The following is a 23,099-nucleotide window of genomic DNA, read 5'->3' as shown; positions in this document are numbered from 1 at the left end:
TCACTTCACCAGCCGCAGCGCAGCGTTGGGGCAGGCGGCGACAGCGGCCTCGGCGGCTTCCTCGTCGCCCTGCGGCACGTCGGTCGCGCGCATCTGGGCGTAGCCCCACTCGTCGAGGTCGATCAGCTCGGGTGCGGGTTCCTGGCAGAGGCCGTAGCCCTGGCAGCGGGTGGAGTCAAGCAGGAGTTTCATGGAGCGGTCCTTTCGGTGCGGCGGGGTCGGGGGCGTACGGGGCATGAATGCGGCTCAGGGCACCGGCACCGTGAACCGGCGCCCGTCCTCGGGTGCCGCGCCCTCGCAGGCGGGGCAGCCGGAGCGGCGGTGGGCGTCGATTCGGTCGGGGAAGTGGGCGAGGAGGCTGCCGACAATGCGAGCGGCGGCGTCCAGCAGCCCGCAGGCCCCGCGGCCGGGCAACTGCTGCGACCAGCGGCGGAGCTTGTCGACGGAGTCGTGGCCGGCCTCGCCGCGGGCCGCGGCCATGAGCGTTGCGGCCAGCGCCCCGGTGCCGGACACGCACACCCCGCACTGCCGGGCGCTCTGGGCGGCCAGATAGGCGGTGGCCTCGGCGGCCACGCCGACCGGGCAGTCCTCGGGGCGCAGAAAGTGCAGGGCTCCGCAGCCGAGGGCTCCGCCGGCCTCCTTCAGTCGGTCGTGGTCGAGGGGCAGGTCCGTCCAGCCCTCGCCGTACAGCCCGCCGAACATGCCGCCCAGTACGACCGCGGTGGCCGTACCGTGTCCGCACAGGTCGGCGAGGACCTTCAGATGCGTACCGGCGGGGACCTCGGCCAGCGCGGCACCGGCGGGCCCTGCGCCCGAGAGGGTCACCAGATGAGCTCCGGCGACGGAGTCCGCCTCGTCCGGACGCGAGTACATCGCCGCGACGCGGGCCAGGGTCTCCACATTGGCGACCAGCGTGGGCGCCCCGCCGACACCGCTCTCGAACGGGCGCGGAGGCTTCGCCGTGGGCAGCGCCGGGCCGCCGTCGACAGCGCGTACGACCGCGCTCTCCTCCCCCGCGACGTAGGTGTGCCGCGTGCGGACGACGTCGATGCGCACCTCGGGCGCGGACTCGGTGAGCGCCTGTCGCACGGCCTGCTCGGCGCGGTCGTCGGAGAGGTACACGAATCCGCGTTCGGCGCCGGTCATGGCCGCGGCCAGCCGCACACCGTCGAGGACCACATGCGGGCGGTGCCGCAGCAGCCAGCGGTCCTTTACGGAGCCGGGCTCACCCTCCTCCCCGTTGGCGACGACCACGCGCGGGCCGGGTGGTGCATCACGGACGGCACGAAGTTTGACGGCGGCGGGGAACCCGGCCCCGCCCCGGCCGCGCAGTCCCGTCGCGGCGATGCGGTCGAGCAGGCGGTCCGGGGCGACGAGCGGCGCGTAACCGCCCACGGCGAGGTAGCCGTCGATGTCCTCGCCGCCTCCGAGCGGAGCGAGCAGGCCGTGGCGCCCTTCGGGGAGGAGGGAGTACACGCCGGTCATACGGTGCTCCTGGGCTGGTGGTGTCCATTGCGGGCAGGGGTGCGGCGGGCTCGCAGGAGTCCCAGCGCCCGTTCCAGATCCCGGCGCTGCGTCGCGGTGCGGGCATAACCGGCGCCGGGCAGGCCGATCAGCATGCGGTGGTGGTCGAGGACGACCTCGCCCGCCACCAGCGCCGCCCGTGGATCGGCGGTGCCGGAGCCGGCGGCAGCCTCGACGACCAGGTCGGTGACCTCGCCGAGGTAGCGCAGCCAGCCGCGCTGTGTACCGCGCAGGACCAGTCGCTCGACGCGGTGTCGTTCGGCGGTGACCATGGCCGGCGGCGGGCTGCCGTCCTCCGGGGCGCGCAGGGCGGCCACCGCGGTGGGCAGTTCCTGTTCGGGCTCCGGTGTGAGGCCGAGCCATACGAGACTGCGGCGAGCGCTCATGCGTGCCTCCGGGTTCGCACCGTCCCCGGGTGGTCCGGAGACGGGGGTGGCGCGGCGATGACGTGAGTCGGGATGACGTGCTTGCGGATGCTCCGGTGCCGTGACGCGAAGGGGCGGGAGCTGTGCGGGGTGTCCGGATCCGGACGCCCGCTGTGGCGCGGACGGTGGTCCGCGGGCTTGCGGTGTGCGCCCGGGCATCGGTCTGCGGGTCCCGGGCCATCCGCCTGCCAGGAGACTAACTAACTAATTAGTCAGCCCACAAGTCTTGACTTGCCACCTCGATGGTCCCACTCTGACTAACCAATCAGTTAGCCGGATTGCGGCTGGTCCGGCGCCCTGCATCGTGCAGACCTGGCGCCCCACCGGCCGTCCGTACCGGCCCTCACCCTCACCGCCCATCGCCGCCGCAGCGGCGCGGAGGAGGACCCCAATGCATCCCTCGACCACACGGGCAGACACCGTCTCCGCTCCCCAGCCGGAGTCGCCACAGCCGGCCCGGTCGCCCCTCGATCACCCCGGGGAAGCGCTGCCCGCCCGCTACTACACGGATCCGGCCATCGCCGAGGCCGAGACCGAGAGCATCTTCGCCAAGTCCTGGCAGCTCGTCTGTCACGAGTCCGACCTCCCCGGGCCCGGCGCCCGGCTGACCGCCACCGCCGCCGGCCGTGAGGTGCTGGTCGTGCGCACCGAGGACGGCGGACTCGCCGCCCACCTCAACGTCTGCCGGCACCGCGGCACCCGCCTGGTCACCGAGCCGGAGCCGTCGGGCAAGGCGATCCGCTGCCCGTACCACGGCTGGACCTACAAGCTGGACGGACGGCTGGTCGGAGCCCCCGAGGCCCGTCGGATCCCCTGCCTGGACAAGCCCCGGCTCGGGCTCCACCCGGTCAACGTCGAGTCATTCCTCGGCTTCGTCTTCGTCAACCTGGACATGGAGGCGACCCCGCTCGCCGAGAGCTGCGCCGGGCTGGCCGAGGCCGTCGGCCGCTACGCCGGGCCCGGCCTGGTCCCGGTCGGCAAGCACCGTATCCACGACGTCTCGGACGGCGAGGAGCAGAACGCCAACTGGAAGGTGATCGTCGACAACTATCTGGAGGGCTACCACGTCCCCGTGGCGCATCCCTCCCTCATGCGACTGCTCGACTACCAGGCGTACACGGTGGACGTGCAGGAGAACTACGTACTCTTCGAGTCGCCGCTGCGTGACAAGCCGTCCTCGAACTGGACCGAGCGGCTCTATCAGCGGCTGGCGACCCCGATGCCGGGGCTGACCGAGGCCGACCGGAGGGTGTGGCGGTACGCCGTGATCTATCCCAATACGCTCATCGACTTCTACCCTGACCACGTGCTCGCGTGGACCGCCCTGCCGACCGCCCAGGACCGGGCGGCGATTCCGGGCGGCTTCTACACCCGGCACGGGGAGAGCGTCCGCACCCGGCTGGCCCGGCGGATCAACATCCACATCGGCTGGGTCACCAACGACGAGGACGCCGAGCTCGTGGAGCGCGTGCAGGCAGGTATGCGCACCCCCGGTTTCGAGCCCGGTCCGCTGTCGCAGCGCGAGGTCGCCGTCGGCTGGTTCGCCCGCCGGGTCCGGGAGGACCTGGAGGGGGACGCCGGGTGACGCCCTTCGGCGCGGCGCGTCCGCCGCATCCGCACGAGGCCGCCGCAGGCCTGCGTGCCGCCTTATCGCGCGCAGTCTGACGCGCGCACGCACCCTCCCCAGACCGGTCTTCACTGCGGAATCAGGGCCCCAAGTGAGCCGACCAGCCGGTCCCGCCCTGGAGTTGTGCCGTTCCTCGACGGAGAGGACGTTCATGTCCCCCGAGGCAATACCGCCGTCCCGACGCGCCTTTCTACGGGCGGGCGCCTGCGGCCTGCTGGGCGCCGCGGCCGGCGGCTGCGGGTTCATGCCCGCGAAAACGCCCGACGCCGAACAGCTGGCGCCTGTGAAGGCGCGCGTCGACGGCGATCTCGTCTACTTCAACTGGGCCGACTTCGTCGACCCGTCCGTGTTCAAGGGCTTTGAGAAGGAGTACGGCGTCAAGGTCATCCAGTCGAACTTCGACTCGATGGAAGGCATGGTCGCCAAGCTCAACGCCGGCAACCGCTACGACATCATCTTCCCCACGGCCAAGTGGGCCCAGCGGCTGGTCCGCGGGGGCCGGCTGCGCCGTATCGACCACTCCCAGCTCGCTCACTCGCGGGACATCTTCGGCGCCTACGCGTACTTCGCCGACCCCTGGTACGACCCCGGCTCCGCACACACCATCCCGTTCACCGCGTACAAGACCGGCATCGGCTGGCGACGCGACAAGATCGGTGAGCTCACCGATTCCTGGCGGGACCTGTGGAGCGACCGGGCCAAGGGAAAGGTCTTCCTGCTGGACGACCGCGACGAGGTCCTCGGCATGGGCGCCCTCGCCCTCGGTCTCGACGTCAGCACCGGCGACAGCGGCGACCTCGACCGCATCACCTCCCTGCTGGGCACCCTGCGGCCACGGCTGCGCGGCTTCTCCAGCGACAGCTACAACAACCTCCTCAACGGCAACGCGCTGATCCAGCAGGCGTGGAGCGGTGACATGGCCGCCATGCTCAACCAGGCCGACGATCCCGCCGTGTTCGGGTTCCAGGCCCCCAAGGAGGGCACGCCGATCAACTCCGACTGCTACGCCATCCCGTGGAACGCCCCGCACCCCGGCACCGCGATGCTGTTCATCGACTACATGCTGCGGCCGGAGAACGTGAAGAAGAACATCGAGTACATCGGCTACCCGATGCCGGTCGCGGGCACCGAGAAGGTCTACGCGAGCCTGGTCGAACCGTTCCCCGAGTGCCTTGTCACCCAGGACGACCTGACGGCGGACCGGTTCTTCCGGAACGGAAACCGCGCGGCGGAGGACGCCCGCGACGCCGCCTGGACCCATGTGAAGGCGGGCTGATCCATGGCACTGCCCCGCCCCTCCTCACGCAGCCGGCGCCGCGGCCCGAACGCGAACGGCACCCGTATCTGGACCTGGCTCATGCTGCCCGGCACCCTCTGGATGACCGGCTTCCTGATCGCCTCGCTGGTCCTCGTCGGCGTCCTCGCCGTCGGCACCACCGACGAACTGGGCAACCCCCGCTTCGGCTTCAGCCTGGCCGGCATACGTGCGCTCGCGGACCCCGCCTACACCGAGGTCATGGCCCGCTCCCTCGGCTACGCCCTGCTGACCTGCCTGATCTCTCTGCTGATCGCCTATCCGGTGGCGTACACGATCGCCCTGTACGGCGGGCGGTACAAGCACGCGCTGATCGCCGCGATCGTGGTGCCGTTCTTCGCCAACTACCTGGTGCGGATGTACGCCTGGTCGGTGGTCCTCTCCGACGACGGGCCCGTGCTGCGCACGCTGCGCGCGGTCGGGATCGCCGACGACGGCACGAAGATCCTCAACAGCGGCCTCGGCGTGGTCGCGGGACTCGTCTACGGGTTCGTCGTCTTCATGATCATCCCGCTGTACGCGGCCCTGGAACGGCTGGACGTCTCCCTCATCGAGGCCGGCCGCGACCTGTACGGCGGCCCGGTACGCACCTTCTTCTTCGTCACCCTGCCCGCCACCCGGCAGGGCGCGGCGGCCGGGCTCGTCCTGGTCTTCCTGCCCGCCATGGGCGACTTCGTCAGCGCACAGCTCATGGGAGGCCCGGACCAGATCATGATCGGCAACCTCATCCAGGACAAGTTCTTCCAGGGCCAGAACTGGCCGCTGGGCTCCGCGCTCACCATGCTGCTGATGCTGGTCCTGCTGATCGGGATGCTCGGCTATCTGCGGCGTACCCGCAAGGACGAGGCGGAGGCCCGCGGATGACCCTGCTCAAACTGCCGACCGCCACCACCCCGGCGGCCCGTCCGAAGGCCCGGACCCGCACGCGACGCGGCCGAGCAGGCCGCAGGCCCCGCGGTCTCATCGCCGTGACAGGGCTGTTCTTCGCGCTGCTCTATCTGCCCATCGCGGTGGTGGCGCTGTTCTCCTTCAACTCCCAGAAATCGCTGACCGTGTTCGACGGCTTCAGCCTCCGCTGGTACCGCGCCTTCGTCCACGACGACGTCCTCATCGCCTCCCTGGGCACCAGCCTGCGCATCTCCCTGGTGGCGATGGCCGGTTCGGTGCTCCTCGGAGTGGCGCTGGCCCTCGGACTGGTCCGGTGCCGCACCCGGCTCGGCTCGCTGGCCGGGCTGATCATGCTGGTTCCGCTGATCACGCCGGAGATCGTCACGGGCGTGGCGTCGATGCTGCTGTTCAAGGGGCTGGGCATACCGCTGTCCACCGGCACCGTGATGCTCGCCGAGATCACCTTCTCCATCTCCTACGTCACGGTCATCCTGCGCTCCCGGGTCGCCGCACTGAACCCGGAGGTCGAGGAGGCCGCGATGGACCTCGGCGCCACCCGCTGGCAGGCGGTCCGGCTGGTGACGCTGCCGGCCCTGCTGCCCGCCGTGCTCGCCGCGGCCGTACTGATCTTCGCGCTGGTCTTCGACGACTTCGTGCTCGCCTACTTCACCACCGGCGTCGACCCGCAGCCGCTGTCGGTGCGGATCTACTCGGCGATCCGCTTCGGGGTGCAGCCCACCATCAACGCGGTCGGCACGCTCATGCTCGCGGGATCCATCGCCCTGATCGCCCTGGCCCTGTTCATCCCGCGCCTCTTCGGCCGCCGCGGCGGCCTCGACATCCTCTCCGGGGAGTGACTTCCATGGACGCGACCCCCGCCGTCCGGCTCGACGGCGTCTCCAAGCAGTACGCCGACTCCTACGCCGTGCACCACCTGGACCTCGACATCGAGGCCGGCCACTTCTTCTCCCTGCTGGGCCCGTCCGGCTGCGGCAAGACCACCTCGCTGCGCATGATCGGCGGGTTCAGCGACCCCACCGAGGGATCGGTGCTGCTCGCGGGCGAGGACGTGACGGCGCTGCCGCCCAACAAGCGCAACGTCAATACGGTCTTCCAGAGTTACGCCCTGTTCGATCACCTGAGCATCGCCGACAACGTCGCCTTCGGTCTCAAGCGCGCAGGCGTCGCCAAGACCGAGATCCGGCAGCGCGTCGGGGAGATGCTGGACCTGGTCCAGCTCGCCGGGTTCGCGGACCGCAGGCCCCGTACGCTCTCCGGCGGGCAGCGGCAGCGCGTCGCCCTGGCCCGGGCGCTGGTCAACCGTCCGGCCGTCCTCCTGCTCGACGAGCCGCTGGCCGCCCTCGACCTGAAGCTGCGCCGGCAGATGCAGGTGGAGTTGAAGCAGATCCAGCGCGAGGTCGGCATCACCTTCGTCTTCGTCACCCACGACCAGGACGAGGCGCTGACCATGTCCGACCGGATCGCGGTGATGAACGCGGGCCGCATCGAGCAGTGCGGCACCCCCGAGGACATCTACGAGCACCCCGCCACCGGCTTCGTCGCCTCCTTCATGGGCACCTCCAACCTGATGACCGGCACCTACCGGGGCGGTGAGGTGACCCTGGAGAAGGGGCCCGCCCTGCCCGTCGGCTCCCGCTCCGACATCGCGGACGGGACCGCGGTGAGCGTGTCCGTGCGCCCCGAGAAGATCTGGCTGTCGGACTTCGAGCCGGGCATGTCGATGCTGAGCGGCGTGATCCGCGAGACCGTCTACAGCGGCCCGACCACGACCTACCTCATCGAACTCGCCCCGGGCGTCACGCTGTCGGTGCTGGAGCAGAACACGGCCCGAGCCCGCATGGAGGACCGCTGGAGCGGCGGCGAGACGGTGGAGTTCGGCTGGCGGCCCGAGCACTGTCTGGTCCTCGCCTGACCCTCTGTCAGTTCACGAGCTCTGCCGTACGACAGAGCTGTCTCTTCACCAGCTCTGTCGTACGAGCTCTTGTCATGAAAGCGAAGCTGATGCATCACGACGTGATCGTGCTCGGCGCCGGTCTGGCGGGCCTGAGTGCCGCCCGGGACCTGGCCGCCGCCGGCACCGACGTGCTCGTCCTGGAGGCCCGGGACCGCGTCGGCGGCCGGGTCGAGCAGACCCACACCCCCGACGGCCGTTTCGTCCAGCTGGGCGGCGAAGTGGTCGGCCATGCCCACACCGCGTACCTGCAACTGGCCAAGGAACTAGGCCTGGAGCTGGTGCCCAGCTATGTCGCCGAACCCGGCCGCATGACCCGTGCCACGCCGGAGGGCAGCTCGGCCGGCGATCCCCCGCACTGGTTCGGCCCCGGCGACGCGGCCCTGCACGAGCGGCTCGGCGCGGAGTTCGGCGCCCTCGCCGCCACGGTCGACCCCGACGACCCGTGGTCGCACCCCGACGCGAGTGCCCTGGACCGGCTGTCCGTGGCCGACTGGCTTCGCTCCCGGCAGGCCTCTCCTGCCGTCGTACGGCTGTGGGAGATCGGCCAACTCGCTCTGGCCGGCGGCTCGTACGAGCGGATCTCGCTGCTGGCCGCGCTGCGCAAGAGCGCGGCGGTGCCCGGATCGGGTCAGGGCGACTACGACTACGACGACTGGGAGGGACTGCGGCTCGCGGACGGCTCGGCGACGCTCGCGGAGGTGATGGGCCGTGAACTGGGCCCGCGCGTCCGGCTGGGCTCCCCCGTCGCCGCCCTGGACATCCGCCCCGGCCGTTGCACCGTACGCCTGGTCACCGGTGAGGTCCTCACCGCGACGGCTGTGGTGAGCGCACTGCCGGTCGGACCGCTGCGGGATGTCGCCATCGGCGGAGTCAGCGAGGCCCGGCTCGCCTCCCTGCACCGGCAACGCCACGCGACGGCCGCGAAGTTCGCCGCCGTCTACGACCGCCCCTTCTGGCGGGACGCCGACCTGAACGGCCTGTCCGAGGCGGAGGGGGTGCTGGGCAGCACCTGGCCGCAGAACGAGGGTGTCCTGTCGGCCCTGATCCCGCCCGAGCGCTACGGCGTCCTGCTCGGGACGCCACCTCATCTGCGCACGCCCGAACTGCTCGCCGAGATGGCCGGCATGTTCGGCGACGAGGCACTGCGGCCGGCCGCCTGCCATCTGCGGCTGTGGGGCACCGACCCGTGGACCCAGGGATACGTCACCCAGTGGCCGCCGGGCGAGGTCATGGCCGTCGGTCCGCTGCACGGCACGCACGAACCGCCGTTCTACGTCTGCGGCTCCGACCAGTGGGTCGCCGGATACATGGAGGGCGCCGTCCGCACCGGCCGCGCCGCCGCCGAGGAGGCGCTGCGCCGTGGCTGACACCGACGACCTCGCAATCGTCCTCAACCACATCGGCGGAAAGGAGGTGCCGGCCGCGTCCGGCGCCACCCTCAGGCTGATCGATCCGGCCACCGGACTCCTGCACGGCACGGCGCCGCTCTCCGGCGCCGAGGACGTGGACGCGGCCTGCCGGGCGGCCGAGGAAGCCTTTGCCGGCTGGTCGCTGACGACTCCGGCCGAGCGGCAGACCGCACTGCTGCGGATCGCCGACGCCCTGGAGAGGGAGGCCGGTGCGGTGGCGGGCGCCGAAGTGGCCGACACGGGCAAGCCGCGCGCTCTGTTCCTGGGCGACGAACTCCCAGCGATCGTGGACGTGTTGCGGTACTTCGCCGGAGCCGCCCGCAATCTGCCGGGCGCCGCCGCCGCGGAGTACACGCCGGGCCGCACCTCCGTGCTGCGGCGCGAGCCGGTCGGCGTCTGCGCCCAGATCACCCCGTGGAACTACCCCCTGATGATGGCCGTGTGGAAGGTCGCCCCCGCGTTGGCCGCCGGCAACACGGTCGTCCTGAAACCTTCCGACACGACCCCGTCGTCGGCCATGCTCCTGGCCCGGCTGGCCGCCGAGCATCTGCCGCCCGGCGTGCTCAACGTCGTGTGCGGCGACCGTGACACCGGACGCTCCCTCGTCGCCCATCCGCACGTCCGGCTCGTCGCCGTCACCGGAAGCGTCCGCGCGGGACAGCAGATCGCCGCCGCGGCAGCCGCCGACCTGAAGCGGCTGCACCTGGAACTCGGCGGCAACGCGCCGGTGTTGATCCACGCGGACGCCGATCTCGACGACGCGGTCGAGCAGTTGTCGTCGCTGGCCTACTACAACGCGGGCCAGGACTGCACGGCCGCGACCAGGATCCTGGTCGACCGGCGGATCCACGACACCTTCCTGGACCTCTTCGCCGACCGGGCCGCCCGACTGCTGCCCGGCGCCCCGGACGACGAGCACGCCGACTTCGGGCCGCTCGCGAACGCCGCTCAACTGGCGGGCGTCAGCGGCCTGTTGGAGCGGCTGCCGGACCACGCCGAGGTGGTCACGGGCGGCTCCGCGCTGCCCCGCCCCGGCTACTTCCACCGGGCCACGGTGGTCGCCGGGGTACGGCAGGAGGACGAGATCGTACGCAGCGAGGTGTTCGGGCCGGTCGTCACCGTCCAGCCCTTCACCGACGAGGCCGAGGCCTTCCGCCTGGCCAACGGAGTCACCCAGGGACTCGCCGCGAGCGTCTGGACCCGCGACCACGACCGGGCGATGCGTGCGAGCCGTGCGCTGCGGACCGGCATCGTCTGGGTCAACACCCATGGCACGACGGTGTCGGAGATGCCGCACGGCGGCGTGGGCCACTCCGGATACGGCAGCGACCTCTCCATGACCGGCCTGCTCGACTACACACAGGTCAAGCACGTCATGCTGTGACGGGCGGCGGCACGGACGCTGCCGCCGACCCCGGCTTCGGTTACGGCTTCGGCTTCGGCTTCGGCTTCACTGCTTGGCGCCGAACACTTGGGTCCACCACGGGCCGCCGGAAGCCCTGTGGATGCCCACGCCGATGTCCTTGAACGAGCAGTTGAGGATGTTGGCACGGTGGCCCGGGCTGTTCATCCAGGACTCCATCACCGCCTCGGGCGTCTGCTGGCCCTGGGCGATGTTCTCTCCGTACGTGGACCAGGTGTAGCCCGCGGCGGTGACGCGCTGCCCGGGGTCGGCGCCGTCCGGGTTGGTGTGGTCGAAGAAGTCGCGGGCGTCCATGTCCTCGGAGTGGCGCAGCGCGGCCTGGTTCAGCTTGGAGTCCTCCGACAGCGGACCGCAGCCGGCCGCCGACCGCTCCTTGTTCACCAGCGCGACCACCTGCGCGACGGCGCCCGACGGGGCCGCCTGTGTCTGCGGGGTGCTGGTCGCGGTACGGGTCGGCCGGCTGGAGGGCCGGGGGTCCGGCACGCTCTTCTTCGTCGGGCGGGACGACTTGGAGGGGCTCGCCTTCTTCGAGGGCGATGCGGACGGGGACGGCGACTTCGACGCCGACGGGGAGGTGTCGATGGGGCTCGGTTCCGAGAGCTCCGCGGCGGGAGCGCCGGGGGTCCCCGCGGCGGCCGTCTCCTCCTTGCCGGTTCCGGGGTCCGTGTCGAAGTACCACAGGGCGCCGCCCGCCACGCAGGCCGCCACGACTGCGCCTCCGACGGCCCGGCGGCGGTTGCGGCGGCGGCGCCGCGCCTCGGTACGGGACGCGGACCGGGCGCCGGCTCCCCGGCCCGACCTGCCGTGGCCTCCCGACGCGCTCAGCTGGGTCGCCGAGCCGGCCAGGGCCATACCGCCGGCGGCGGAGAGCACGCTCTCCAGCAGCGCGGGTGCCGCGGCGACCAGCGCCAGACCGGCCAACAGCCCCTCTGCGGGCATCAAACCGCTCCACAAACCGGAGCAATGGGAGCAACCACGGGCATGCCGGGCTATTCGCTTGCGCCACAGCGCCGAGGGCCGGCCGTCCCAGGCGGCCAGCACGCCTTGCAGTTCCTCACAGCGTGGCCGTGCGTCGAGGGCCCGCACCACCACGCGGGCCGCCTCCAGCTGAGCCTTCATCCGTTGCACCCGGACCGCCGTGTGCTGCGGCGACAGCTCCAGGGCCTCGGCGACCTCGGCCCGCGTCAGCTCGCCGGCGCACTCCAGCCACCACAGCGACAGCAGCCCCCGGTCGTCGGGCTCCAGCCAGCGGGTCGCCCGTGCGGTCTCCATGCGCTGCCCGGACAGCTGGAGCTGCATCAAGGTCAGGTCCACGAAGTCGGCGCCCGGATCCGCGAGATCCTCGGCCACCTCGACTCCGCCCGGGACCGACTGCCGGGCATGCCAGTGCGCCCGCACCTGGTTCATCGCGATGGCGACGAGCCAGGAACGGAAGTTCTCGGGAGCACGCAGCCCGCCCAGCGCGTCGAGGGCGCGCAGCATCGTCTCCTGCACGACGTCGTCGACGTCGACCGAGCCGTTCAGCGCCCGCCCCACGACGTTGTAGACCAACGGGAGGTACGCGCCGACCAGGGCGTCCTGAGCCGCCGGCTCGCCGCCCCGGGCAGCGATCACCAGTGCCACCGACTCCGAGTTGCGCTCTGTACTCATCAAAACTTCCCTGTCCTCGACGCCGAACGATGCTGTCCGATACTTGGGAGATCGATCGGTGAGCCCGGGATAACAGTTCTTCGGACGCATGTTCCACGAGAGACTCACGGGACCGTTCGGGCGGCGCAATGGGGAAAGTCACATCGGCCTGAAAACCTTCACGACTCCCCGCCGGGAGCGTCCTGTTTGTGTGTGTTTTGACAGTTAAGTACAGCCGTATGCCGGTGAGTTATCAAATACCGTGACCTGTTCCGCCGATTCGGCGCCGCAACGCGCTGCGACGCCGAATCGTGCGCCCGTCTCAGGCCACGGCCAGCACCGGACCCCGCGCACCCAACAGAGCGCGTAGGGACGGGATTTGACGCCAGGTCAAGCCGAGAGCGAGGGCGGCGAATCGGAGAGTGACATGCGGGGCGCCCTGCGCCGCGTCACGTATCGCCTCCCATGCGGCCGGTTCGGTCCAGGGCAGCGCGGCTCGGGCGGGTGCCGACGGCTCCGCTGCCGCGACGCGCTCTCGGTCGAGCTCATGGATCTGCGTGAGCTCGGCCGAGAGGTCGGCGGCGGCCTCCAGGGTCGGCGGCAGTACGCCGAGCAGGTGGGCGGCGACCGTGTTGTGGGCGAGGGCATCGTCCAGGGTGGCGGAGTGGATGCGGGCGGACGCGTCCGTGAGCGGGATGAGGTGGTTCACCGTACGGATCGGTCCGCGTACGCCGTCGACGGCCGCCGCGAACAGGGCGGAGGCTTCCGAGGGGTGCCAGGACAGGGCTGCGCGGACCGCGGCCACGTCCTGCGCGAGCGGGGTGAAAGCGTCGCCGTCCAGCCGGTCCAGTACGTCGGCCTGGGGGATCTCCCCGTCGGCTCCGGGCCCGGCGACGTACACGGTGGCGGGCACCCCGGCGAGCCGGCAGGCGGCGAGGACCAGGGCGTCCACGAGGGGGCTGCACAGGGTGTCCTCGTCGCCGTGCGCGAGGACGTCGCCGCCGACGTCGACGATGCGGACGTGGTCGTGTCCGGTGTCCGCCAGGCGTCGGATCTGTTCGGCCAGTGCCGGCAGCCCCTGCCATGGGTCGAGCAGGGCCAGGCGTGCCGGCAGGTCGGCCGCCAGGGCGGGCAGCGTGGAGCCGGCGGGCGGGATCGGACGCGTGGTGGGGGCGATCACCGGCATGCCCGCATGGTGTGCGAGGCCGGCGAAGTGCACGGCCCCGAGCGGACCGGGGGTGGGGTCTACTTCGAGGCGTTCCCAGGCGTACGTGGCGATCGTGGTCTCGCCGAGGGGTGTGCCGGTGAGGACGCGGCCCACGGTCGCCGCGGTGATCGCGGTCCCCACGGGGTCCCCGCCGCCGCCCGCGGCGATGAACAGGTCGCTCACACCGTCTCCCGTGCGGTGCCGATACCGGTGATCCGCACCGGCGTCCCCATGTTCTTGCGCGCCCGCGTGTTCACCTCGTGGAGGCCCTCGTAGTACTCGCGGTCGAGCTTCTTGACGTGGTCGGAGTAGAACATCCAGGACAAGATGTCGCGGTACTTGAAGCCCTTGGGTGTGAGCTGGACGCGACGCGGGCCGACGCGGTGGATCAAGCCGTTGGCCTGGGCCGCGTCGAGGATCCGGTCCACCTCGGGGGCGATGGCGTCCAGGCCGAAGCGGTCGAGTTCGGACAGGTCGAGGTCGAAGGTGTCGAGCACGAGCCGTTTGCGGACGATCTCCTCCGGGGTGAGGGCGAATCCCGTCGTGGGCTGGAGGCGGTGGGCCCTGGCGTTCTCGATGTAGTCGGCGACCTCGCTCAGGGACGGCTTGACGCTGCCGGTCATGTAGTCGAGGACGGAGCTGTAGGAGCGGGCGCCGACACCGAGGCCGAGCAGGGGCACGCCGTGGAAGGTGAGGACCTTCTGCACGTACCCGCCGCGGCCGGGCTTCTTGTAGCGGACGGAGCCCTCCTGGACGTAGCCATGGGCGGTGAACACCTCGCGGGCGTAGTCGTAGCGCTCGTACAGCTCCGGCTTCCACATGTACTGGTACGCGCCGGTCCTGGAGAACCACGCGTCCGGTCGCACCGTGAGGAAGTAGGTGGAGATCGTCGTCGGGGCGAGCTTGGCCAGCTCGTCCACCGAGTGCCGCCAGGTCTCGGGGGTCTGCCCCGCGAATCCCATGATCAGGTCCGTCGACAGGTCCGGCAGTCCGCGTTCGTGGACGATCTCGACGGCCCGGCGGATGACGTCCTCGCCCGCCTGGCCCCGCCCCGCTTCGCGGATCTCCTGCGGGACCAGCGACTGGATACCGATGTTGGCGCGCGTCAGCCCCATGTCGAGGAGCCGGCCGAAGCCGTCGGGGTCGGCGACGATGGAGTCCGGGGTGGCCTCAAGGGCCACTTCCTCGACGGTGGAACGCCAGTTGGGGTAGATCTCGCCGAGGGTGGCGAAGATCTGCTCGAAGTGCCGGGTCGACAGCAGTGCGGGCGTGCCGCCGCCGATGTAGACGGTCCGCAGCCGGCGCGCCCGGATGATCTCCGCGTGGTCGCGGAGCTGCGTACAGAGCGCGTCGGTGTAGGCGTCGTACAGGTCCTCGTCGGTGGAGATGACGGTGTAGAGGTTGCAGAACCCGCATTTGTAGCGGCAGAACGGGACGTGCAGATACAGGTTGAGTTCCGGGACCGGGTGGTTGGCCAGGTCCCTCGCCCACACGTCGTGGACGTCCCAGGCGCCCTCGTCGAGCGGCCGGTAGGTGGAGCGGGGCGGATACGAGTACTGGTACGGGGGTATGACGCCCTGCTGGATGTACTCGGCGAGCTGGTCGTGCGGGCTGTTCACGAGGATGACTCCTTCGCACCATGCCGTTCGGTTGACCGTGCACCCCGATCCGAACACGCAACAATTTGTTGAAGCTATCGGTGTTGTGCACCAACTCCCACACCCCCGCGGGACGTCATCGTTGTGGCTTCGGCCAACTCGGGCCTGTCATCAGCAAGTTGTTTTCAGAGAACAGCCCGATGGACGGCGCGCCGCCGTGACCGATCCACTGGGTTCGTGGACAGCAGCGACGAGCCGGGCACGACCGGCGTGATGGTGATCGAGCCGATGGGCAATGCGGGACGCTTCCTCGCGGACGCAGTCGACCGCTTGGGCATACGGCTGTACGCGGCCACCGACGAGCGGGTGCACGCCGACTACGAGCCGTGGCTGGCCCGCGGCCTCGCCGGGGTGTGCCTGACCGAACTGGCCGACACCAAGCGCGCGTTGGACGACATGGAGGTGTTCTGCCGGGAGCATCGCATCGCAGGAGTCGCGGTCTGCTGGGAGTTGCTGACCCCGCTGGCCGCCCTGCTCGCCGCGCGCCTCGGGCTGCCGGGCAACGATCCGCTGCGCGCCAAGGCGGCCCGCAACAAGATCGTCATGGGGGAGGCGTTTCGCGCGGCGGGCGTGGCGGCCCCCGCGGAGGCGGTGGTCACCGGCGCCGAGCAGGCGCACGCCGTCGCCGTCTCCGGCCGGTTGGGGTGGCCGCTGGTCGTCAAGCCGGCCGAGCAGGGCGGCTCGTGGGGCGTGAGCGTGGTGGCGGGCCCGGACGGACTCGATGCCGCGGTGGCCGCCGCCGGGCGGTTCACCCGCGCCGAGCCGCACGGTCTGCCGCTGGACTCACGGGTGTTGCTGCAGAGCTATGTGCCCGGCGAGGAGTTCTCCGCCGACACGGTCGTGCACGAGGGCGTGCCCTATCCGCTGCCCGTGGTCCGCAAGGACACCACAGCGGGCACCTACCGGGTGGAGACCGGGCACTCCTGCCCGGCCGGCCTCGACCCGCGCACGGTACGGGCGATCCAGGACACCGCGGCGCGTGCGGCCCTCGCCGTCGGGGTGCGCAACGGCATCGCCCACACCGAGGTGAAGGTCCCTCCTGGCGGCGAGCCTGTCGTCATAGAGACCGGGGCCCGGCTGCCCGGCGACAACATCTGCGAGATCGTCGAGGCCGCGACCGGCGTCAGTGAAGCGGTCGCCTATCTGCAGGCCGTCACCGGGCAGCTGCCGCACATCGCGCCGACCCGCGAGGAGGCGGCCGCGCTGCGCTTTCTGCTGCCCGACCGGGCGGGCACGGTGGAGGACGTCCTCATTCCCGACGTGCCCGGCACCCACAGCCACATCGACATTCGTCCCGGACAACGGGTGCCCGAACCTTCCGACAGTTCCGGCCGGGTCGGGCACGTCGTGGCACGCGCCGCGTCCGTCGACGAGGCCCGCCGCCTTGCCGGCCAAGTGATCGCCGACTCCCTGGTGAAAGTGAGCTGATCCGTGCCCAGTCCCGTCCGGAAGATCGCGTTTCTGCGGTCCGTGGAGATCCGACGCGCCGACCCCTATATCCAGCGAACCGTCCGCGACCTGGCCCGACAGGGCATCGAGAGCTGCGTGTTCCACACCCACGGTACGGCTGACGAACGGGACTTCCCCGGCACGCGCCGCCGCCTCGACGCCGCTGTCACACCCGCCGAACTCGCCCACGAGGTCGCCGCGTGGGGCGCGGACGCCGCCGTGTCCATCTCCCTGCCCTGCGAGAACGCGCTGCGGGACGCCACCGTCAAGGCAATCCTCGACGCCCGGGGCATCCCCACGGTCATGACCCCGCTGCCGTCGACCCTGGCCCTGTGCGACAAGTGGGAGACCAAGCAACTCCTCGCCCGCGCCGGCCTGGACACCCCGCGTGGCGTCAAGGTCGACTCCGATCTGCTCGCCGGGCGCGGCGTGGCGTTTCCCGCCTACACGGACGCCCTGCGCGCCTCGGCCGCCGGCATCGGCTATCCGCTCCTGTCCAAGCCGTTGTGGGACTCCACCAGCATGGGGATCAGGGCGCTGCCCGACGCCGCCGCTCTGGATGCGTACCTCGCCGATCCGCCCGAGGTGTCCGCGGTGATCGAGGAGTGCGTGGGGGGAGCGCTGTGCTCGGTGGATGTGGTGGGCGAGCCGGGCAAGTACCGAGTACTGCCCGTGTGCTGGACCGGCACGGCGGGCACCGAGCCGGTGTTCACCTTCGCCGACCTGCGCTGGTGCGGGCCGCGGCCGCAGGCCGACGCCGATTTCGAACCCGTCGCGGCGAAGCTGATCGCCTTGTGCGAGGACCTCGGCGTCCACGGCTCCGTCAACGTCGACATGATCTACACCGGTTCCCGGTACGTGGTCCTGGAGATCAACCCCCGGATCGGCGGCGCCACCACACTGTGCTGCGCCGCCTCCACGACGAACACGTTCGACGCCCTGGCGGCCATGGCCCGCGGCCACTACAGCCCGGCCCCCGTGCGACGTACGGGATGGGCCATCGAGTTCCTCTCCCCCGAACGCCTGCCGGAGCGGGCACAAACGGAACTGACTGACCGTCTGGATCTGGTGACGGCCCACGAGTTGGTGATCGACGACACCAGTCACGGCGACATCGTCGTGTTCACGCTCGCGGAGGGCGACGAGCAACAGACCGTCAAGCAACTGGAGGAGCTGCACCGGACAGTGGGCTGGCCGCGTCAGGAGATTCTGGGCAAGATCCGGGCCCTGCTCACCCCATGACCGGCACCGTCACGCCCCGTGCGCCCCGTGGGTCCCGGCTGCGTCGCGTGCTCGGCATCCCGGCCACACGCGGACACGGCCGGTTCATCACCGGCAACCTCATCGACTCCCTCGGCAACGGCATGCTTCTGCCGCTGGGCCTGCTGTACTTCACGACCGTGCGCGATCTTCCCCTGGCCGCGGTCGGAGCGGCCGTCACCGCGGGCCAGTTGGCCGCCCTGCCCGTCGTCTTCGTCGCCGGCCGGGTCATGGACCGGCGCGGGCCCAGACGTCTCACCGTCATCGCCAATGTCGTCAGCGCGGCCGGTTTCCTCTCCTTCCTCCTCGCCGAGCGGCCCTGGCAGATCGCCTGCGCCTACCTTCTGGTGCAGTCCGGCATCAACTCCTACTACACGGCACAGCGCACGCTGATCCTGCACGCCGCACCGGCCGCGGAGACGCGCAGCTGGTTCGCCTTCACCGGCAGCCTGCGCAACATCGGCATCGGTGTGGGGGCGCTGTTGGCGGCAGGCGCGCTGGCACTGTTCGGCACGGACGCCCTGACGTGGCTCGTCGTCACGGCGGCACCGCTGTATCTGCTGGCGGCGTTCTGCTTCGCGCGCGTTCCGACGAGCCCGCCGCCCCAGTCCGTTCCGACAAGCCCGCCGCCGCAGAGCATCCCCGAAGAGCCGCCGAGCGAGGACCGGGCGGCACGCGCCAGGTCCGGCGCCGGCGACATGCGCCGATACCTGCTCCTGGTGACATGCAACATCCCCTTCGTCCTGTCCCAGGCCATGCTGTCGGTGCTCATCGCCGTGTACGCCACCGAGACACTCGGGCTGCCTGCCTGGTCCGCGAGCATCCTGCTCGTGGTGAACACCGCGATGGTCTCCACCCTCACCAGCCCGTTGACGGCACACGCCGCCCCCGTGCAGCCCCGGCACACCATGGCCCTGGGTCATGTCCTGCTGGTGTGCGCCATGCTGGCGTTCGCCGCGCCGGCGCTGCCCGACGCCGACCTGCCCGCATGGCCGGCACTGGTACTTGCGATCGTGCTGTTCAGCCTCGCCGAGATCTTCTACTCGCCGGCCGTCAGCGAGCTGTCCGTGACGCTCACCCCCGGCGCCGCCCGCGGCAGCAGGCAGAGCCTGTACCAACTCTCCTGGTCCGCGGGCAACATCGCCGCCCCCGCCCTGTTCACCGGCCTCCTCGACGCCCACGCCCTGCTTCCCTGGACCGTGCAGGGCGTGGCGTGTCTCCTGGCCCTTGCGGTGATCCCCGCCCTCAAGTCCCCTGCCGCGCAGGGCGGAAGGCAGCAGACATGAAGACCGAGATCGTCAGCAGCGTCCACGCCGTGCCGGCGGCGGACTGGGACCGGGTCGCGGAGCACGCGGGGGTGTACCTGTCGCACCGCTGGCTCGCCGGCGAGGAGAGCGACCCCACCGCGACCGTCTCGTACGCGCTGATCCGCGACCACGACGGCGCCCTGGCCGCGGCCGCGCCCCTGCACCTCGTGCACAACGAGCCCAACACCTACTACGAGCCCACACACCTGCCGCCCGGCGCGGAGAGGCCGCGTGTGATCGCGGGCGCCCGACGCGGCTACCACAGCACGCCGTTGACCGACCCGCGCCTTCCCGGCGATGTCGAGCTCCAGTGCCTGTCCCTGCTCCGCGATGCGGCACGCGACCACGCCGGCCGGCACGGGACCTCGCACTGGTGGCCCTATCTGACCGAGCCCGCCACGCGACGGCTCGCGCCCCTGTACGACACGCCCCCGCACCACATGGAGGACGACGCGACGATCCCGCTGCCCGGCGCCGGGTTCGACGACTACCTGGCGGCCCTGCCGTCCAAGCGCCGCGTGGCGATACGGCACGAACGTGCGGCATTCGAAGCGGCGGGGCTCGACGTACGTCGCCAGTACCTCATGGACTGTTACGCGGACGCCGGACGGCTGCTGGCGGCGCTGCAGCGATCCCACGGCCACGGTGACGACACCGACGCGATGACGGGCCTGCTGAAACGACAGGCCGACGCGATGGGCGAACGCGCCCGAGTCGTCGCCGCCTACGACGGTCCCCGCATGACCGGCTTCTGCCTCTACTACCACCAGGGCAGCACCACTTGGCTGCGCGCGGTCGGCATCGACCCCGAAAGCCCGGCTCCGTTCGCGTACTTCGCCCTCACCTACTACGAGCCGATCGAGGACGCGTACCGCCATGGCACGACCGCCTTGCACGCCGGGATGAAGGCGATCGAGGCGAAGCGGTTGCGTGGTGCGCGGGTCAGTGGGTTGTACGCGCTCGACGACACGCGGGCGGAGGGGCGTGCATGAGGTGCGCCGAGTCCCAGGCACTCGCCGTTGGGCGCTGAGGGCTTCGAGGACCTCCGACCGCGAGGGGCCCGGCGGCCGCCGAGCGCGGCACCCGGTACGACGATGCTCGCCATGAGGGTCATCCTGCCCCGCGGGGCGGGTGTCCGTACCGGCGCGGCGGCGACGCTCCCCTACCGGGTCGGACCGGTCTCCGGCACCGGCTGAGGCTGCGTCGGTGCCAGCTCCCGTTCCGCAACCACCCGAAACCCGTTCGGCGGGCGGCCGGTCAGGCGCAGGACGGTGTCGGTGGTCCGGTCCTCCGCTCCCCCTGCGATGGCGCGGTCCATGTCGGCCAGCATCGTGGCGAACTCCAGCGGGATCACCGCGGCGAGACGGTCGCGCATGTCGTCGTAGGTCAGGCGGTCGTGGGTGACGCGGCGGCCGGTGACCTGGGTGACGATCGCGGCGATGTCGTCGTGACTGAGTGCTTCCGGCCCGGTCAGGATCAGGTCCGAGTCGGGGGCGCGCTCGTCGGTCAGGGCGCGTACGGCGACGGCGGCGATGTCTTCGGCGTCGACGAAGCCGACCTGTCCGCCCCCGGCGGCGGTCCGGATGACGCCGTGGTCGCGGATGCTGTCGGCGTGGGCGTGGGTGCCGGTGAAGTTCTGCATGAACCACGAGGGCCGCAGCACCGCCCACTCGTCGAACAGGCCGGGCAGGGCCCGGTGCACCGCTCCCACCGCCGGGCCGCCCTCGGGGATCGCCGAGGAACTCAGCAGTACGGCACGCTCCACACCGCAGGCGCGGGCCTGCCGGAGGAAGGGCAGCATGACCGCGGCCGGGTCCGGATCGCCGATCGGCGGCACCAGGTAGACGCTGTCGGCCCCGGTGAGGGCGGCGCCGAAGGTGGCGGGGTCGTACCAGTCGAAGCGGACCGGTTCGGTGCCCGGCAGCAGGGTGGCTCGACGGCTCGCGGCCTTGACGCGGTGGCCGGCGGCGATCAGCTGTGCGGCGGTACGGCTGCCCGTGGTGCCGGTGGCGCCCATGACCAGGGCGGTGCGGGTGACGGTCATCGGGCGCTGCTCCCGGTGAAGTCCACGCCGGATGCCTGGACCGCCAGGGGGTTCCAGTAGTCGCGGTAGGAGGTGAAGCGACCGTCCTGGACGGTCACGACGGCGATGTAGGTCATCTCGAAGGCGCCTCCGGTCTCGACCACACGGCCCACCCCGCGCATCTCGACCACGATGGTCCCGGCGTCGGTCGTCTCGTGGATCCGCAGGTCGGGGAAGTCGTGCAGGTCGATGTGGTCCGGGTAGTCCCGCATGTGGTCGGCGACGGCCTCCCGGCCCTCGAGTCGCGCGGGCCAGGCCGTGGGAGCGAAGGGGAACTCCATGACGCCGTCCTCGGCCCAGAGGCCGACCCAGGCGGGAATGTCCTTGTCCAGCAGCAGCCGCAGGCTGTGGCGGTACAGATCTGCCGGTGAGGTGGTTGCGGGCATGGGCGTGTCCTCCCGTACGATACGGACCAGCGGTCCGCTTCTTCCGTGAACGATACGGACCACCGGTCCGCTTTTCAAGCGGAGGAGCGACGGAGGAGCAACGGAGGAGTCCCATGCCGACCCCCATGGCCGAACGCAGGCCCCGCAAGGACGCGACCCGCAACCGGGCAGCGGCCTTCGCGGCCGCCGACACGCTCTTCGCCGAATGCCGGAGCCCCGACGAGGTCACCATGGCCGACATCGCGGCAGCGGCCGGCGTCGGCAAGGCGACCCTGTTCCGCGCCTTCGGTGACCGCACGGGCCTGATCCACGCACTGGTGAGCGCGCGACTCGAACCCCTGAGGATCGCCGTGGAAGAGGGCCCTGCGCCGCTGGGCCCGGCCACGCCGCCCCTTGAGCGCGTACCGGCCCTGCTCGACGCCGTCCTGTGCTTCAAGCTCGACAACCGGCATCTCGCACTGGCACTTGAGACAACCGGTGCCGACAGCCCCTACCACGCGGACCACTACGAGCACTGGCACTCCCTGCTCCGCGATCTCCTGGACCGCGTCCCGGGCGTGTCCGGCAGCGACTTCGCCGCCCACGCGCTGCTCGCCGCCACCCGGGCCGACCTCGTCGAATACCTGGCCGGGGCGAAGGCGGTGCCACGCGAGGAGCTGCGCGTGCAGCTGGCGAGGTTCACTGCCGGAGTGCTCGGCAGCGGCGCGTGAAGCGGTCCGGACGTCAGCGGGTCAGCGGGCCACTGAGTTCGCCCCCGCCTGCGCGAACTTCTCGTCCAGCGCGCCGGACGGAGCGCCCGCGACGCCGATGCCGGCGATGGGCGCGTTGCCGGCCGCGACGGGGACGCCGCCCGCGAGGAACAGGGTGCCGGGGATGTCCTTGAGGTTGGGGGCCTGCTCCAGGCGCTCGGCCAGCTGGGAGGTGGGGGCGTTCCAGGAGACCGCGGTGTACGCCTTGCGCTCGGCGGACTCGTAGGACTGCGGGCCGGCGCCGTCGCCGCGCAGGGTGACGATGGTGTTGCCGTTGCGGTCGACGACGGCGACGGTGACGCGCTGGTTCTCCTTCTCGGCGGCGTCTAGCGCGGCCTGTGCCGCCTTGGTGGCGGCGTCGATCGTGAGGTGGGTGGAGGTGGTGGTGGCCCGGGCGGGCGCGTTGGCCGAGGTGGCGGTCGCGGGCGTCGCGGCGGGCGCCGAGGCGTTGGCGGACACGGCACCGAAGCCGGCCAGGGCGACGACGGCGAGCACGGCACCGCCGGTGGCGACGCGAGCGCGGCGGGAGAACTTCTTGTGCACGGGGTTCATGGGTCGGTCCACTCCTTCGGCGGGCGGGCGGCCCGGTTGCCGCCCCGCTTCGTCCGCTCTCCACCCTCGGCCCGAAACGGGGCCCGGACCGTCGACGTTCCGGCTGCGTGGGGGCAGCGCGACGGACGACGCCGGGGTCATCCGATCGGTTGACCTGCCCGGGCCGGGCGCCGGGTCACAATGGAGGTGTTTGCCCAGTTCAGCGGGCGTGAGCAGGAAAGGAGGCGGACCCA

Annotated in this window: 21 protein-coding genes; 12 read left to right on the top strand and 9 right to left on the bottom strand. The window is 71.3% G+C overall.

The window, feature by feature from the left end:
• Genes ACZ7L5_RS28110 through ACZ7L5_RS28100 form a run of 3 tightly spaced genes read right to left on the bottom strand, consistent with a single transcriptional unit; the run spans position 1 to position 1,910 of the window.
• On the bottom strand, positions 1 to 192 hold the full coding sequence (locus ACZ7L5_RS28110) for a ferredoxin (protein ID WP_362379586.1): 192 nt from the start codon (positions 190 to 192) through the stop codon (positions 1 to 3).
• Between the two features lie 54 nt (positions 193 to 246).
• Positions 247 to 1,485, bottom strand: a complete 1,239-nt coding sequence (locus tag ACZ7L5_RS28105; protein ID WP_471519806.1) for an NADH-ubiquinone oxidoreductase-F iron-sulfur binding region domain-containing protein — start codon at positions 1,483 to 1,485, stop codon at positions 247 to 249.
• On the bottom strand, positions 1,482 to 1,910 hold the full coding sequence (locus ACZ7L5_RS28100) for a hypothetical protein (protein WP_471519804.1): 429 nt from the start codon (positions 1,908 to 1,910) through the stop codon (positions 1,482 to 1,484). Before ACZ7L5_RS28100 ends, ACZ7L5_RS28105 begins: the two co-directional genes overlap by 4 nt.
• A 430-nt stretch (positions 1,911 to 2,340) precedes the next feature.
• Here ACZ7L5_RS28100 and ACZ7L5_RS28095 point away from each other — a divergent pair, with 430 nt between their 5' ends.
• The 7 genes from ACZ7L5_RS28095 (at position 2,341) to ACZ7L5_RS28065 (ending at position 10,547) form a co-directional block, all read left to right on the top strand.
• Positions 2,341 to 3,534 (top strand): aromatic ring-hydroxylating oxygenase subunit alpha, encoded by a 1,194-nt coding sequence (locus ACZ7L5_RS28095; protein ID WP_471519802.1) that lies wholly within the window; start codon positions 2,341 to 2,343, stop codon positions 3,532 to 3,534.
• A 193-nt stretch (positions 3,535 to 3,727) separates the two neighbouring features.
• Positions 3,728 to 4,852 (top strand): polyamine ABC transporter substrate-binding protein, encoded by a 1,125-nt coding sequence (locus ACZ7L5_RS28090; RefSeq protein WP_471519800.1) that lies wholly within the window; start codon positions 3,728 to 3,730, stop codon positions 4,850 to 4,852.
• 3 nt (positions 4,853 to 4,855) lie between these two features.
• Positions 4,856 to 5,755 carry an ABC transporter permease gene (locus tag ACZ7L5_RS28085; protein ID WP_471519798.1) on the top strand — a complete coding sequence of 300 codons (900 nt, stop codon included), beginning with the start codon at positions 4,856 to 4,858 and terminating at the stop codon, positions 5,753 to 5,755.
• The gene (locus ACZ7L5_RS28080) at positions 5,752 to 6,636 is read left to right on the top strand and encodes an ABC transporter permease (protein WP_363032131.1); all 885 of its coding nucleotides are present in this window, start codon (positions 5,752 to 5,754) and stop codon (positions 6,634 to 6,636) included. Before ACZ7L5_RS28085 ends, ACZ7L5_RS28080 begins: the two co-directional genes overlap by 4 nt.
• Positions 6,637 to 6,641: 5 nt before the next feature.
• Complete coding sequence (locus ACZ7L5_RS28075) at positions 6,642 to 7,712, top strand: ABC transporter ATP-binding protein (protein ID WP_471519795.1); 1,071 nt, start codon at positions 6,642 to 6,644, stop codon at positions 7,710 to 7,712.
• 74 nt (positions 7,713 to 7,786) lie between these two features.
• Entirely contained in the window at positions 7,787 to 9,121 is a 1,335-nt protein-coding gene (locus ACZ7L5_RS28070; RefSeq protein ID WP_471519793.1) for a flavin monoamine oxidase family protein, read from the top strand.
• Positions 9,114 to 10,547, top strand: a complete 1,434-nt coding sequence (locus ACZ7L5_RS28065; protein WP_471519791.1) for an aminobutyraldehyde dehydrogenase — start codon at positions 9,114 to 9,116, stop codon at positions 10,545 to 10,547. Before ACZ7L5_RS28070 ends, ACZ7L5_RS28065 begins: the two co-directional genes overlap by 8 nt.
• 66 nt (positions 10,548 to 10,613) lie before the next feature.
• On the opposite strand, the gene ACZ7L5_RS28060 is transcribed toward ACZ7L5_RS28065, so the two are convergent.
• The 3 genes from ACZ7L5_RS28060 to ACZ7L5_RS28050 all read right to left on the bottom strand — a co-directional run bounded on the left by ACZ7L5_RS28060 (position 10,614) and on the right by ACZ7L5_RS28050 (position 15,041).
• Positions 10,614 to 12,236 carry a sigma-70 family RNA polymerase sigma factor gene (locus tag ACZ7L5_RS28060; RefSeq protein WP_471519788.1) on the bottom strand — a complete coding sequence of 541 codons (1,623 nt, stop codon included), beginning with the start codon at positions 12,234 to 12,236 and terminating at the stop codon, positions 10,614 to 10,616.
• A 301-nt stretch (positions 12,237 to 12,537) separates the two neighbouring features.
• The gene (locus tag ACZ7L5_RS28055) at positions 12,538 to 13,605 is read right to left on the bottom strand and encodes a DUF1152 domain-containing protein (protein WP_471519786.1); all 1,068 of its coding nucleotides are present in this window, start codon (positions 13,603 to 13,605) and stop codon (positions 12,538 to 12,540) included.
• Positions 13,602 to 15,041 (bottom strand): coproporphyrinogen-III oxidase family protein, encoded by a 1,440-nt coding sequence (locus ACZ7L5_RS28050; RefSeq protein ID WP_328883608.1) that lies wholly within the window; start codon positions 15,039 to 15,041, stop codon positions 13,602 to 13,604. Before ACZ7L5_RS28050 ends, ACZ7L5_RS28055 begins: the two co-directional genes overlap by 4 nt.
• A gap of 216 nt (positions 15,042 to 15,257) precedes the next feature.
• On the opposite strand from ACZ7L5_RS28050, the gene ACZ7L5_RS28045 reads away from it, so the two are divergent.
• Genes ACZ7L5_RS28045 through ACZ7L5_RS28030 form a run of 4 tightly spaced genes read left to right on the top strand, consistent with a single transcriptional unit; the run spans position 15,258 to position 20,088 of the window.
• Positions 15,258 to 16,508 carry an ATP-grasp domain-containing protein gene (locus tag ACZ7L5_RS28045; protein WP_471519784.1) on the top strand — a complete coding sequence of 417 codons (1,251 nt, stop codon included), beginning with the start codon at positions 15,258 to 15,260 and terminating at the stop codon, positions 16,506 to 16,508.
• 3 nt (positions 16,509 to 16,511) lie between these two features.
• Positions 16,512 to 17,771: an ATP-grasp domain-containing protein gene (locus tag ACZ7L5_RS28040; RefSeq protein WP_471519782.1), complete on the top strand. Its 1,260-nt coding sequence runs from the start codon at positions 16,512 to 16,514 to the stop codon at positions 17,769 to 17,771.
• Positions 17,768 to 19,075 (top strand): MFS transporter, encoded by a 1,308-nt coding sequence (locus ACZ7L5_RS28035; RefSeq protein ID WP_471519780.1) that lies wholly within the window; start codon positions 17,768 to 17,770, stop codon positions 19,073 to 19,075. The genes ACZ7L5_RS28040 and ACZ7L5_RS28035 overlap by 4 nt, the downstream gene beginning before the upstream one ends.
• Complete coding sequence (locus ACZ7L5_RS28030; protein ID WP_471519778.1) at positions 19,072 to 20,088, top strand: peptidogalycan biosysnthesis protein; 1,017 nt, start codon at positions 19,072 to 19,074, stop codon at positions 20,086 to 20,088. The genes ACZ7L5_RS28035 and ACZ7L5_RS28030 overlap by 4 nt, the downstream gene beginning before the upstream one ends.
• Before the next feature lie 170 nt (positions 20,089 to 20,258).
• Here the strand turns inward: ACZ7L5_RS28030 and ACZ7L5_RS28025 are convergent, their stop codons facing one another.
• Positions 20,259 to 21,140 carry an NmrA family NAD(P)-binding protein gene (locus ACZ7L5_RS28025; RefSeq protein ID WP_471519777.1) on the bottom strand — a complete coding sequence of 294 codons (882 nt, stop codon included), beginning with the start codon at positions 21,138 to 21,140 and terminating at the stop codon, positions 20,259 to 20,261.
• Positions 21,137 to 21,565 (bottom strand): nuclear transport factor 2 family protein, encoded by a 429-nt coding sequence (locus tag ACZ7L5_RS28020; RefSeq protein WP_471519775.1) that lies wholly within the window; start codon positions 21,563 to 21,565, stop codon positions 21,137 to 21,139. Before ACZ7L5_RS28020 ends, ACZ7L5_RS28025 begins: the two co-directional genes overlap by 4 nt.
• 125 nt (positions 21,566 to 21,690) lie before the next feature.
• Between ACZ7L5_RS28020 and ACZ7L5_RS28015 the strand changes: the two genes are divergently transcribed.
• Positions 21,691 to 22,275, top strand: a complete 585-nt coding sequence (locus ACZ7L5_RS28015) for a TetR/AcrR family transcriptional regulator (protein ID WP_471520195.1) — start codon at positions 21,691 to 21,693, stop codon at positions 22,273 to 22,275.
• Between the two features lie 21 nt (positions 22,276 to 22,296).
• On the opposite strand, the gene ACZ7L5_RS28010 is transcribed toward ACZ7L5_RS28015, so the two are convergent.
• Positions 22,297 to 22,866 (bottom strand): GlcG/HbpS family heme-binding protein, encoded by a 570-nt coding sequence (locus ACZ7L5_RS28010; protein WP_471519773.1) that lies wholly within the window; start codon positions 22,864 to 22,866, stop codon positions 22,297 to 22,299.
• Positions 22,867 to 23,099: the final 233 nt, after the last annotated feature.

The sequence above is a fragment of the Streptomyces sp. NPDC107528 genome (assembly GCF_055639295.1).
This window is presented reverse-complemented; position numbering and strand designations above follow the sequence as displayed.